Genomic DNA, 12322 nt, shown 5'->3' on the forward strand with positions numbered 1-12322 from the left:
TATCTTATTGAATATGAAACAAAATGTCAATATAACTAACATCATAATATAAAGTATTATCTCATTAGTGCAAATCGAACCTAATTTTAATGTGTTATAGTCCGATAAATGTGAAAATACGGGTTATCTCAACGTTATTAATGAATACATGTTATGTTTTATTACATAAAAAGGTGAATGGAGATCAATATCTATAGAAAAACCGCCATCCATAGGATGGCGGCCTAGATCGTATATGGCATGACGCAATGTTATTTGTTGGTGCTGTGCTGTTTGCCGGGCAGTTTCTTCTCTTGGCTGCCTTGGCCATTATGCTGTTTGTTCTTGCGGTCCTTCTCTTGCGTATCATGCACTTTCTCTACAAAATCACGGGTACTGTCCACAGAAATTCCTCCTTGTTCAATAGTTTGCCTTGTTAATGTAACCATTATTGGAGAAAATCATCGGGAGATCGGGTAAGCTATAGTAGATACATAATTAAAGGATGTGTTCGAATGGGAAGTTGGTTAGTTTATGCCCTTGGTTCGGCTGTGATGGCTGCGCTCGTATCCATCTTCGGGAAGATCGGATTGAAAGGGGTCGATTCGAATACTGCGACGACGATTCGTGCAGTCATTATGATGTTGTTCCTCTTAGGCGTGCTTCTGTTCCAAGGAAAGATCTCGCAGATCGGCGACGTTCTGGCGAATAAGAAGGCCATGCTCTTCATTGTGCTAAGTGGTGTGGCAGGTGCGCTCTCATGGATGTTCTACTTCATTGCGATTCAAAAAGGGGATGTCTCGAAGGTAGCGCCAATCGACAAGCTCAGTGTGGTGCTTGCCGTTGCGTTTGCCTTGTTATTTCTAGGGGAGAAGTTATCTCTATGGGGCGGTGTTGGCATAGGTCTCATTGCTATCGGTGTATTAATCACAGCCTTTGCGCCATGAGGTCATTTTGCGTTTTTTTAACTTGAAGGGGTTGTTCAAAAAGTCATCATTTGATAACGAAGTCATTCAAGAAGCATAATCGACATCGAATCTTGCGTCCACCTTCGAAGTCCGGTACTCATTTAGGTTTCGCCTAAACTCCGTTCCTCTGAAAGTTTTTCGAAGAAAAACTCGCTACGTAAGCATTATCCGAGGGTTCTCTCAACCTAAGCTTACGCTTACGATGTAAGTTTTCTTTGAAAACTTTAAGGTGCTGAAATGCCGACTTTTTGAACACGTACTTGAAGGGGATTTCTTTATAATAAGTCAAGAAGTTTCATATATTCGGACAATGGGATAGGGGATTTAAACAAAATGAGTGGTCTTGTGAATCATGAAGAAGCAATGCAGTTCATACAAACCTGTTATTACGAATGGGGGAAATCTGAAGAGGAAGCGAAGGCACGCTGGGCCAATATTGAAGCAGAGATCGCCCGGCAAGGGACATATGAACATACCGATCAAGAATTAATCTATGGAGCCAAATTAGCATGGCGGAACAGCAATCGCTGTATCGGGCGCCTGTTCTGGGATACGTTGACGGTGCTGGATGCCCGGCATGTAACCACGGAGGAAGCGGTCGCAGATGCGTTGATTCAGCATTTGCTGTTCGCGACGAATGAAGGGAAAATCAGGCCGACGATCACGGTGTTTAGACCTGCGGCGGAATCGAGGGAAGAGATCCGTATTCTGAATCATCAGTTGATTCGCTATGCGGGATATACCACCGATGAGGGGATTGTCGGCGACCCGCATTCGGTTCCCTTCACGGCCTTGTGTGAAAGTCTAGGATGGCGGGGCCAAGGTGGAGCCTTCGATATCCTGCCCCTCGTTGTGAAGATTGGGTCGCGGGAGCCCAAGTGGTTCGAGCTGCCGGAGTCAGCTGTGCTGGAAGTGCCCATCACACATCCGGAGTGGCCTGCATTCTCAGACTTAGGACTGCGATGGTACGCCGTTCCGGCGGTGTCGGACATGCTGCTCGACATTGGCGGGATATCCTATCCAGCGGCGCCGTTCAATGGCTTCTATATGGGAACGGAGATTGGGGCGCGTAATTTCGCGGATACAGAACGGTACAATATGCTGCCGAAGGTCGCTGAGATTATGGGGCTCGACACGAGCAGTGAATCAACGTTATGGCGGGACAAGGCGCTCGTGGAGCTTAATGTTGCGGTGCTTCACTCTTTTCGCGAGCGAGGGGTGTCGATTGTCGATCATCATACAGCTGCGCAGCAATTTATGCGATTCGAAGCGAATGAAGCGAAGGCGGAACGCCCAGTGACAGGGAATTGGACGTGGCTCATCCCGCCGGTATCGCCAGCGACGACGCATATTTTCCACAAACCGTATCGCAATACGATTGTGAAGCCGAATTTCTTCTATCATCGGAAGTAGCTACAACAAGAGCAAGGGGTTTAGCAATGACATTAGGACGATTCTTACAGCTTGTGGAAATCAAGACGAAAGTGGCCAGCATGATTCCTTTTCTGATGGGGACGTTCTATGCGTTATATCGTTTTCATGCGTTCAATGGGATTCATTTCATGCTGATGCTTGTTTCTCTGCTTAGCTTTGATATGGCAACGACGGTTATTAATAACTATTATGATTATAAAAAAGCAATCAAGACGGAAGGGTACGGCTATGAGACGCATAATCCGATCGTAAAATACGGAATGCGGGAGCGAACTGTTGTCGGAATCATCGCGATACTGCTCATCTTGGCGGTAGGTGCGGGGATTCTGCTCGTTGCGGAGACGGGTTGGCTTATTTTCTTCATAGGCGGATTATCCTTCTGTGTGGGGATTCTCTATTCCTTCGGCCCGATTCCGATCTCACGTATGCCTCTTGGGGAGCTGTTCTCGGGTTTGTTCATGGGGTTCGTCATCCTCTTCTTATCTACTTATATCCATGTTCCTGGCAGTGAACTCGTAGAGCTTGCATTTGATCACGGCATCGCACATCTGAATATTCAGATTCTGGAGGTGCTCCTTCTGTTCGGAGTGTCAATCCCGGCGGTACTCGCGATTGCGAACATTATGCTGGCGAACAATATATGCGACATGGAAGATGATGTTGAGAATCGAAGGTATACGTTACCGGTTTATATCGGGAAAAGAAATGCATTACGATTGTTCCGATGGATTTATTACTCAGCTTATTTGGATATGTTTGTGTTGTTTTATCTCGGCGTGCATCCGATCCTCTTGCTGTTATTGTTAGGTACATTGATACCGGTGAATCGCCATGTGAACCAGTTCGAGAAGCTTCAGACGAAGAAAGACACGTTCGTGCTCGCGGTGAAGAACTTCGTGATCATGAATGCAGCGAGGATTGTCGTGTATGGCATTGCGATATGGATGGCGTAGCTATAAAAAAGCACGCTAGATGAGGAGGGGGATTATGGGGGATGTGGGCAAGTCGCCTGTTATTCTCATTGTGGATGACGAACAGCTGATTCGCGAGTTGGTGGCGGATTATCTAAGTGATGAAGGTTATTCGGTGCTGCAGGCGAAGAATGGCCGCGATGCCCTAAATATATTGCGTGAACAAGCCGTGGGTTTGGTCGTGCTGGATGTGATGATGCCGGGGATGAATGGGTTCGAGGTGTGTGAAGAGCTGCGGACGTTCTCTAGGGCGATCGTCATTATGCTAACGGCCAAATCGGAGGATGAGGACAAGATATCGGGGTATGAATGCGGTGTCGATGATTATGTGACGAAGCCGTTCAGTCCGAAGGTGTTGTCTGCCAAAATTAATGTGCTGCTGCAGCGGTTCAGAGCGGCAGACTCGGCGCTAGGGGCGGGGAAAGATGATTTTTTCGTGCTGGATGAGGCGGCGATGGAGCTGCGAATTGGCGGTGAGGTCGTAGCGCTGTCGAGTAAAGAGTTCGAGATCCTCGTCTATCTGGCAAAGCATCCGAATCAAGTGTTGACGCGGGATCGTCTGCTTGATGTGATATGGGGGTTTGATTATTACGGTGATGCAAGGGCGGTCGATACGAGTATCAAACGACTGCGGCGCAAGCTTGGCGTGGAATCGGAGCGGATCGTCACCGTGAGGGGAAGCGGGTATAAATATCAAACATGAAAAAATGGAACTCGGGTCGATTAACGACAAAAGTATATTGGACGACGGCTATCGGATTCCTTGGGTTCGTCACGTTGTTCATGGTTCTTCAGCTTGTGTTCTTCCAACCGTATTCTTTGAAAGTGCGCAGTTCGGAGCTTGAGAGTGATTTTCGAGGCATGTATGAAGAGCTTCAAGACCAGCCGCTGAATGAGCAATGGATGAATAAGCTAGCTGATTTTGATGTCGCACATTACTCGCTTACAGGGGTTGTTCATAAGCAGGGGAAGCTTGTTGATGTATATTTGGGAACGCGAGAATTAAAAGCATCTCCGCTAACAAAAGCGCAGATCGGCGAGCCAATGGAGGTTCAACTCATTATGGCGGATCCTTGGCAGAAGGTAACTCCTGCCGTGCCTGTGACCCCTACTGAGCCCATTGATACGGAGAATCCACAAAAGGCTGTGCCTATGCGCACGGTTGCTGCTGTTTCTTGGTACAGTCAGGACGCGATGCGTCTCAATGACTTGCTGCAGGAGAAGCTTGCAGAGATGCTGCTGCGTCCGATGGATCAAGGGATTACTTCGCAGTTGTTCAATCAAGGTGTAGGTGTGGATTCGAATAAAGAGCGGGTATGGGCTGCGATGGCCCCGTTGCCTCCGGAGAAAGGGCAAGAACGTTACTTGGTTACGGTGTCCACGTTAGAGCCGGTGTCGGATGCAACGGCGTTGCTCGGCGGGTTCTATAGATATTTCTATATTGCAGCGGTCATTATGATGATGGGTTTCGCATTCTTGTTCAGCCGGATGATCTCGAATCCGCTCGTGAAGCTGAACCATGCGGCGAAGCGTCTTGCGAAATTGGATTTCTCCGTACGTACGGATATGAAGCGTGAGGACGAGATTGGCGAACTTGCACAGACCTTCGATTATCTCGCTACAGAATTGCACGACACAATGGGGGAGCTCCAGGAAGCGAATGACCAACTACAGCTGGATATTGAGAAAGAGAAGCAGCTTGAACGGATGCGCAAACGGTTCGTCGCGAATGTCTCGCATGAGCTTAAGACACCGATTAGTCTGATACAGGGTTACGCGGAAGCACTGCGTGATAATGTAGGTCAGGGGGCGAAGCGTGATAAATATGCTACCGTCATTATTCACGAGTCGGAACGGATGTCGAGGCTTGTGAATGACCTGCTTGATCTCTCACAGCTCGAGAGTGGCAAATTCCGTCTGCAGTGGTCAGCTATACCGCTTCGGGAGCATATTCGGTTCGTGGTAGGGACCTTGGAGCAGATCGCGAATGATCGAATGATTCAACTGGAATGGTTGTGTTCGGAAGTTGAAGTGCTTGTCCGCTCAGATGCGCAGCGGCTGCAGCAAATTCTAACCAATGTGTTAACGAATGCCATCCGTTATACGGGTGCTGGAGATCGAATTCAGATTACGGTACGCCCTGTATCCGGCCCTGCTGAGGGGTGTGAGTTGCCTGGATCTCTCGATGGGGTCTCGATAGTGTCGTGGGTTCAGGTCTCTATCTTTAATTCGGGAATCCCGATTGCAGAGGAACATCTGCCGTATATATGGGATGCCTTCTATCGACCAGATGAATCCGGCATTCGTGGCGACACCGGGAATGGGATTGGATTATCAATTGTGAAGCATCTGCTCGAAATGCATGGCAGTATGTATTCGATTGGCAATGTAGAAGGGGGCGTCGAAGTCACGTTCATGCTGCCCGTCATGCCGCGATCGGAAGCATAGAGACGAGAGAGTCCCTCATAGGATGTTATAGAGTGCTTCGGTGTGAGCGGCTTGGCTGCACGCGCTGCAGCGGTCCTAGGAGGGAATCAGATGAATCAAGCAGAACGTCGGTTGGCCTTGATCGAGGTGTTGCAGCAGAGCGGTATGCAGCGCGCGAAAGACTTGGCCGCCACATTTAGGACGAGCGCGAGAACGATCTATCGGGACGTCGATGCGCTAATTCATGCAGGCGTACCGATTTACGGGGCGCCGGGACGAGGGTATGCGCTTGCGAATCAAGAAACGCTTCCGCCTGTGAGTATGACGGCTGAAGAAGCGTTGACGCTGTTGCTCGGCATCGATTGGATAGCAGGACAATTGGGGCGCGATTACCATGCTGCTGCTGAACAAGTCAGAAGTAAGGTGGAGGGCGTACTTCCAGGTGCGGTGAAGCGCAAGGCCGATCGCCAGCGTGCGGGGTTGTTGCGGGCTTCCATTCACCCACTGCATCAGGAGGAGACGCTTGGAACAATGGCGCTGCTAAGGCAAGCGATTGTGACGGAGACGACGGTAAAGTTTCGTTATGAGCGCCGGACACCCTACCCGGACGGCAGCTTGGAGACGGTTCGATCGATCGACCCATATGGCTTGGTCTTTGCAGCAGGCGCATGGAGTGTGGTTGGCTATTGTCACCTGCGACAAGGGATTCGCCAATTTCATATTGATCGCATCTATGATTTGCAGCTTGAACCAAGAATATTTACTCGACCTCTTGATGTGGAGTATCAACGTCCGGCTGTGAAAGGCCGTTCTATTGCTGTTGAGGTACGCTTCGCTGCCGATATGGCCCATGCGATTGCAGAGAGACTCAGCTCAGATGTGACGCGAATGAAGAGCACGCCTGAAGGATTGCTTGTCACACTTCATGTCGGGAAAATCGAAGAAGCCTGCGCATGGATCTTAAGCTGGGGAATCCATGCAGAGGTGATTGAGCCGGATGACGTGAAGGTGATGTTAGGCGAGGTGGCGGGTGTGCTCTCGCGACGCTATGCCCCGTGAGTCCCCTATGGATTGATCGCTAGTGAAATGTCAGCCCGAAATAATTGCCAAAAAGCAGTTAAATGGCCCGAGCAGGCGCGAAGAGATCGAAATAGCTGCTAAAAGGCAGTTGATTGGCCCCAATAGGCGCGAATTAGCAAATTTGTCCGAGTTCTAAATGTCGTGCAGGGATTAAAGTTTGCGCCACGAATATTTTAAGATGACCCCGAGAACACTGACAACCATCTGTCAGTGTTCTTGGTTTATAGTAGAGATAAGAAGAAGTTCATTGAAGAAAATTATGGGAGGTAATGAAGCATGTATCAATCGTTACAAAGTTTTATGGAGGAGTATCGACTCGAATCAGCTTCCACACAGAAGTTACTCGATGCCTTAACGGATGCGTCTTTGAAGCAGGAAGTAGCTCCGGGGTATCGGTCATTAGGCCAACTGGCGTGGCACCTCGTCCATAATGATGAGGGGATGCTGCTCTCTATGGGTCTTAAGTTTGAAGCGCCTGCTGCGAACAGCGAGCTGCCAATATCGGCTTCTGCCATCGCAGATGCATATCGGAGCGTGTCAACTGGATTGCTTCATGCATTGGAATCCCAATGGACCGATGCCAATTTGCAGGAGAAGAACAATATGTACGGTCAAATCTGGCCAAATGGACTGACATTGAACATTTACTTGAAGCATGAAATTCATCACCGGGGTCAGTTGACGATCCTAATGCGTCAAGCAGGTCTACAAGTGCCTGGCGTATACGGTCCATCCAAAGAAGAATGGGCGAGTATGGGTGTTGAAGCTCCAGTATAAGTTGAATAAATAGAAGCACGTCCCCTTACGACGGTAAGGAGGCGCGCTTTTTTTGTGTTCTGTCTCTTAAAGTGCTTGGATAAACCCTGTACCCTGGAAAAATTGATGTTCGTATTCGGTACTCTCCAAGTAGCCATTATACGAAATTTGCAATCGCTGATCCGTCTGTACGGTGCCCTTAACATAATTTGTGATCAGATTCTCACCCTGTGTGGTCGTTGCAGTGAGCTGCTCGGAATGATCAACGACATTTATGAATTTTCTCCCCATCGATCCGCCGAACATTACCTCTTGTATTTGGACCTTGGCTGTTGCTTTGGCTGTTTTCCCTTCCCCAAGATCGATTATCGCAGTAACCTGAAGGTTTTTGTTGCTTGTCTCTGATTTGGATGTTAGGCCGAGGTCTGTAATCTCCCAACCTGAGATAGGGAAATAGTCCACAGCAGGATCTACTGCCTTAAGCTCGACATATTGCGTCATATTAGATGTTTCATGGATTATGGGAGTCTCAGAAGGTCTTTTGCTTGAGGGTACGGTGATAAGCATAATGAATCCTATCACAACGCATAATAAAAGATAGTGTTTACGTCGTAATCCCAAAGATTCGCCCTCTTCTCATTTAGATATAATTTCCAATTATTGTATCATAAATCACGGGGTGTTGACAAAACATCTAAATGTAACTACAATGGTTACAGGTTGAGAAATTGAAATCAATATTTAAGATTCCATGAGGAGGTTATTCATATGAAAATTGCAATTGTAGGTGCATCAGGTAAAGCGGGAAGCCGGATTATGAAAGAAGCATTGGATCGGGGCCATGAGGTAACAGCGATCGTGCGCGATGCCTCGAAGGTAGCGGGAAATGCTGCAGTCATCGAGAAAGACGTATTCGATCTATCGGCAAGCGACCTTCAGGTGTTCGATGTTGTGGTGAATGCATACGGTGCGGCGCCGGGACAAGAGCATTTGCACGTCGATGCTGGCAATGTGTTGATCGCAGCATTGAAAGGCTCGAATACGCGTCTTATCGTTGTTGGCGGCGCGGGCAGCTTGTATGTGGATGAGGCGAAAACCTTGAAAGTGATGGATACGCCAGACTTCCCAGCGATTTATTTCCCAACAGCGTCTAATCAAGGTAAGAACCTGGATATTCTGAAAGAAACGACAGATGTGAAATGGACATTCATTAGCCCATCCGCATTGTTCGCATTAGGTCAACGCACAGGTTCTTATGTGAAAGGGAAAGATCATCTCCTCGTGAACAGCAAAGGCGAGAGTTATGTCAGCTATGAAGATTATGCGATCGCAGTGATCGACGAGATCGAGCATCCGCAGCATATTGGTGAGCGATTTACCGTTGTGTCGGAATCCTAAAATAGGTTACAATAGAAAAGATTACACCCCCGAAGGCCGAGGATATCGCAAGATATCTTCGGTCTTCCTCTGTTTTTTCAATATAATGGGAACACTCCTGCGAAAGATGTACCTCATCTCCTTCTTTAGCCTGAGAAAAACTTCTGCAAATATCCATCCATTAACGGAGGTTCAAGGAATACCCGGCTGGTAAAATAAGGGTATCAACGTCAAGGGAAGTGATACTCATGATTACACATTTCGCAGGACTGAGCTTAAATACGGTATCCATACAAGGCGTGAAGCAGTTCTACCATCATCAGTTAGGATTTCCGATTCAATCCTCATCGAAATATGCGATTACCTTTCAGCCTACACCGGACATGACGTTAACCTTTGAAGAGAGCCATGAACCGATATCGCCTGCACATTTTGCCTTCGAGGTTCCTTATTCGCAATTCGATGTCCTCGTGGATCAATTGCACGCGAGGGGGATCACGCTGCTGACTTGGCCAGATGGTGAAGCTGTTAAGGCGTTTGAGACGGGGATCAATGTCTATTTTCGCGATGGGGATGGGAATCTATTGGAGTTGATTGCACATCACTATGTGCAAGGGGATGTCATTGTGCCGAGCGGGGATTGGCAGATCCTCTATATGCGTGAGATTGGAATGCCTGTGGATGATGTGCGAGAACTTACGCAGTGGATGCGAGAAACGCTGCAGATGCGCGTAAGGGATGAGTCGGATTGGTTCAATTTCGTCATTGGCGGGACGGCGCATGCGGTCGTCGTATCGACGCAGCGGCGCTGGATTCCGATTCAAATGGTTGCTTTACCACCCCGAATGACGGTAACCTTCGGCGTACAGGATTTCGGTCGCCTCCTACAAATGAAGGAGCAACTGGACGATCAAGAAATCATCGAATGTTCGGAATCGGAGCTTATCATCAAGAGTTGTAATTATATCTTCCGCTTCGTTCCTTCGACACTCGCCATGGATATCCCGGAACGCCTGCATTTGCCCCATTTCTGATCATGCTCTATGCTTAAGGGTATATTTGTAAATCATCATGATCAGAGGTGGAACTATTTGTAATCCGTTATTAACCGTCCGTCGTCACGACATTCCAAGAGCTGCCGAAGTGCTGGCGCGAGGCTTCTGGTCGTGCAGGAGCCATACCGTGGACAAGGTTATGCATCATGGATCATGAAGCCGCTGCTTGCCGAATGCAATGCGAGGCAGATCCCGTGCACATTGGAGACGCAGACACCGAGCAATCTTCCAATTTATGAACGTTATCAGTTCCGTACGGTGCAGGTCATTCCACTGCAAGGCAGTACGCTAGAGCAATATTGCATGGTATATTCGCCGCCTGATGCGGTATCGACATAGAAATGAATTAAGAGACGTTTAGGGTCCTAGCCTGGATCTTAAACGTCTTTTTTTGTGCACAATTTCTGTGAATCATGGGGTTGCCACATAGGTGACACATACGGGTGATAGGATAGCTCTTGTACCAACGGAGTAATTCAAAATCACACTTCAATTCAAGGCGTATCGGAGGAGAAGTTATGCGTTATACACGTCGAGCACGTCAAGAGATTTATATCGCGTTGTTCTTTCTAGTGCCGAGTTTACTGGGCTTTGCAATTTTTTATTTGATCCCTTTCGTGGAGAGTATCGGAACGTCCTTTCAATCGTCATCGGGCGGATTCTCGCTGGAACAGTATGGCGCGGTGCTCGGGAGCAGTTCTTTCCGCAAGGCAGCGGGGAATACGATCTGGTTCACGGCCACCGCTGTTCCGCTCATCGTCGCATTATCCTTGCTCATTGCGATGTGGCTGAATCAGAAGGTGTACCTACGTAATGCCTTGCGAACCACTTATGTCCTTCCGCTCGTCGTTCCTGTCGCTTCGATCGTGCTCTTGTGGCAGATTACATTCGATTGGAATGGCGCACTGAATTCCGTATTGTCGTACTTCGGTGTTGAACGCATCGATTGGATGAAGTCGAATTGGTCCGGGACGGTCGTGATTCTGATGTATATCTGGAAGAACCTTGGCTATAACGTCATTTTGTTCCTTGCGGGGCTTCAGAATATTCCCACTTCGTATTATGAGACGGCGGATTTGGAGGGTGCAGGGAAGGTGAAGCAGTTCTTCGGGATCACCTTGGTGTATCTAATTCCTACAACATTCCTTGTGATCTTGATGTCCATTCTGAATTCCTTCAAGGTTTTCCGGGAGACCTATCTGCTCGCAGGCAATTATCCGCATGAGCGGATCTATTTTCTGCAGCATTACATGAATAACATGTTCGTCTCCCTCGATATGGAGAAGTTATCCGCAGCGGCGGTGATTATGGCGATTGGGATTCTCTGCATCGTCGGCATTCTGTTCCAGGTTGAACGCAGATTCCGTTCCTTCATGGAATAAGAGAGGGGAGGTAGAAGACAACATGCGAAATCTTAGATTATCCAGTGCATTACCCATTTTGCGAACGTTGTTCCTAGCATCACTTGCTCTGATTCTCGTGACGCCGATCTTGCTGACTGTGATTAATTCCTTCATGACAGAACATGAGATTACAGCCAATTATGCATCATTAGGTCAGACATCGATGAATACGTGGGTCACGCTGAAGCTTATTCCGGATTGGGTATCCTTTGACCAATATTTTACATTGTTATTAAAAACGCCGGAATTTCTACGGATGTTCTGGAATTCAGTCGGGCTGGTTGTTCCGATCATTGTGGGGCAGTTAATCTGTGCTTCTCTGGCAGCCTTTGCCTTTGCGAAGCTAAATTTTCCAGGCAGAGATTCACTATTCTTTATCTATTTAATTACTTTGATGCTGCCGTTTCAGGTAACGCTGGTACCGAACTATATGATGGTGGATCGTCTCGGTCTGCTCAATCACATGGGATCAATCATTCTCCCGGGTATATTCGCGCCGTTCGGCGTGTTCTTGCTCAGGCAGTTCATGCTGAATATACCTTCTGGTTATATGGAAGCGGCGAAAATGGATGGTGCGAGCACATTACGAATCTTCCTGAAGATCATCCTTCCGATGGTTCGACCTGGGATTGCGGCACTCGTCGTCCTCTTGTTCGCGGATTACTGGAACATGGTCGAGCAGCCGTTGATCTTCTTGCAGGATGCAGCACTCCAACCCTTGTCCTTGTTCCTAACAACAATTCAGAAGGGGGCCTTCGGGGTTAGCTTCGCGGCTTCTACGCTGTACATGATTCCGATGGTGCTGCTGTTCTTGTACGCAGAGCCGCATTTTGTGGAAGGAATCGAGATGTCAGGGATTAAAGGTTAAATCG

Annotated in this window: 14 protein-coding genes; 12 read left to right on the forward strand and 2 right to left on the reverse strand. The window is 48.1% G+C overall.

The window, feature by feature from the left end:
* Positions 1-251: 251 nt before the first annotated feature.
* Entirely contained in the window at positions 252-383 is a 132-nt protein-coding gene (locus C558_RS32970) for a DUF4023 domain-containing protein (RefSeq protein WP_018754513.1), read from the reverse strand.
* Between the two features lie 111 nt (positions 384-494).
* Between C558_RS32970 and C558_RS0101860 the strand changes: the two genes are divergently transcribed.
* The 7 genes from C558_RS0101860 to C558_RS0101890 all read left to right on the forward strand — a co-directional run bounded on the left by C558_RS0101860 (position 495) and on the right by C558_RS0101890 (position 7636).
* A complete protein-coding gene (locus C558_RS0101860) occupies positions 495-926 on the forward strand; it encodes an EamA family transporter (RefSeq protein WP_018754514.1) in 432 nt (143 codons plus the stop codon).
* A 354-nt stretch (positions 927-1280) separates the two neighbouring features.
* The gene (locus C558_RS0101865) at positions 1281-2360 is read left to right on the forward strand and encodes a nitric oxide synthase oxygenase (RefSeq protein ID WP_018754515.1); all 1080 of its coding nucleotides are present in this window, start codon (positions 1281-1283) and stop codon (positions 2358-2360) included.
* Between the two features lie 26 nt (positions 2361-2386).
* Complete coding sequence (locus C558_RS0101870; RefSeq protein WP_018754516.1) at positions 2387-3334, forward strand: 1,4-dihydroxy-2-naphthoate polyprenyltransferase; 948 nt, start codon at positions 2387-2389, stop codon at positions 3332-3334.
* A 34-nt stretch (positions 3335-3368) separates the two neighbouring features.
* Positions 3369-4055 (forward strand): response regulator transcription factor, encoded by a 687-nt coding sequence (locus C558_RS0101875; protein WP_018754517.1) that lies wholly within the window; start codon positions 3369-3371, stop codon positions 4053-4055.
* Positions 4052-5800: a sensor histidine kinase gene (locus C558_RS0101880; RefSeq protein ID WP_018754518.1), complete on the forward strand. Its 1749-nt coding sequence runs from the start codon at positions 4052-4054 to the stop codon at positions 5798-5800. The genes C558_RS0101875 and C558_RS0101880 overlap by 4 nt, the downstream gene beginning before the upstream one ends.
* Positions 5801-5890: 90 nt before the next feature.
* Positions 5891-6838 carry a helix-turn-helix transcriptional regulator gene (locus tag C558_RS0101885; RefSeq protein ID WP_018754519.1) on the forward strand — a complete coding sequence of 316 codons (948 nt, stop codon included), beginning with the start codon at positions 5891-5893 and terminating at the stop codon, positions 6836-6838.
* A gap of 297 nt (positions 6839-7135) precedes the next feature.
* On the forward strand, positions 7136-7636 hold the full coding sequence (locus C558_RS0101890; protein ID WP_018754520.1) for a DinB family protein: 501 nt from the start codon (positions 7136-7138) through the stop codon (positions 7634-7636).
* A gap of 66 nt (positions 7637-7702) precedes the next feature.
* Here C558_RS0101890 and C558_RS0101895 read toward each other — a convergent pair whose 3' ends face one another.
* Positions 7703-8116, reverse strand: coding sequence for a hypothetical protein (locus tag C558_RS0101895; RefSeq protein WP_156825956.1), 414 nt, complete (start codon positions 8114-8116; stop codon positions 7703-7705).
* A gap of 267 nt (positions 8117-8383) precedes the next feature.
* On the opposite strand from C558_RS0101895, the gene C558_RS0101900 reads away from it, so the two are divergent.
* The 5 genes from C558_RS0101900 to C558_RS0101920 all read left to right on the forward strand — a co-directional run bounded on the left by C558_RS0101900 (position 8384) and on the right by C558_RS0101920 (position 12318).
* Complete coding sequence (locus C558_RS0101900) at positions 8384-9013, forward strand: NAD(P)-dependent oxidoreductase (protein ID WP_018754522.1); 630 nt, start codon at positions 8384-8386, stop codon at positions 9011-9013.
* Positions 9014-9240: 227 nt separating this feature from the next.
* Positions 9241-10026 (forward strand): VOC family protein, encoded by a 786-nt coding sequence (locus C558_RS0101905; RefSeq protein ID WP_018754523.1) that lies wholly within the window; start codon positions 9241-9243, stop codon positions 10024-10026.
* Positions 10027-10158: 132 nt separating this feature from the next.
* Entirely contained in the window at positions 10159-10386 is a 228-nt protein-coding gene (locus C558_RS0101910) for a GNAT family protein (RefSeq protein ID WP_018754524.1), read from the forward strand.
* A 179-nt stretch (positions 10387-10565) separates the two neighbouring features.
* On the forward strand, positions 10566-11429 hold the full coding sequence (locus C558_RS0101915; protein WP_018754525.1) for a carbohydrate ABC transporter permease: 864 nt from the start codon (positions 10566-10568) through the stop codon (positions 11427-11429).
* Positions 11430-11451: 22 nt separating this feature from the next.
* Complete coding sequence (locus C558_RS0101920) at positions 11452-12318, forward strand: carbohydrate ABC transporter permease (RefSeq protein WP_018754526.1); 867 nt, start codon at positions 11452-11454, stop codon at positions 12316-12318.
* The last annotated feature ends 4 nt before the right edge of the window (positions 12319-12322 follow it).

Origin of the sequence: Paenibacillus terrigena DSM 21567, from assembly GCF_000374845.1 — a bacterium.
In the GTDB taxonomy this organism is placed as follows: domain Bacteria; phylum Bacillota; class Bacilli; order Paenibacillales; family Paenibacillaceae; genus Paenibacillus_K; species Paenibacillus_K terrigena.

Coding starts and splice junctions, on each gene's coding strand:
- C558_RS0101885 (WP_018754519.1), top strand. CDS start 5,891: ATGAATCAAGCAGAACGTCGGTTGGCCTTGATCGAGGTGTTGCAGCAG.
- C558_RS0101905 (WP_018754523.1), top strand. CDS start 9,241: ATGATTACACATTTCGCAGGACTGAGCTTAAATACGGTATCCATACAA.
- C558_RS0101865 (WP_018754515.1), top strand. CDS start 1,281: ATGAGTGGTCTTGTGAATCATGAAGAAGCAATGCAGTTCATACAAACC.
- C558_RS0101870 (WP_018754516.1), top strand. CDS start 2,387: ATGACATTAGGACGATTCTTACAGCTTGTGGAAATCAAGACGAAAGTG.
- C558_RS0101915 (WP_018754525.1), top strand. CDS start 10,566: ATGCGTTATACACGTCGAGCACGTCAAGAGATTTATATCGCGTTGTTC.
- C558_RS0101920 (WP_018754526.1), top strand. CDS start 11,452: ATGCGAAATCTTAGATTATCCAGTGCATTACCCATTTTGCGAACGTTG.
- C558_RS0101890 (WP_018754520.1), top strand. CDS start 7,136: ATGTATCAATCGTTACAAAGTTTTATGGAGGAGTATCGACTCGAATCA.
- C558_RS0101875 (WP_018754517.1), top strand. CDS start 3,369: ATGGGGGATGTGGGCAAGTCGCCTGTTATTCTCATTGTGGATGACGAA.
- C558_RS0101895 (WP_156825956.1), bottom strand. CDS start 8,116: ATGACGCAATATGTCGAGCTTAAGGCAGTAGATCCTGCTGTGGACTAT.
- C558_RS0101860 (WP_018754514.1), top strand. CDS start 495: ATGGGAAGTTGGTTAGTTTATGCCCTTGGTTCGGCTGTGATGGCTGCG.
- C558_RS0101880 (WP_018754518.1), top strand. CDS start 4,052: ATGAAAAAATGGAACTCGGGTCGATTAACGACAAAAGTATATTGGACG.
- C558_RS0101900 (WP_018754522.1), top strand. CDS start 8,384: ATGAAAATTGCAATTGTAGGTGCATCAGGTAAAGCGGGAAGCCGGATT.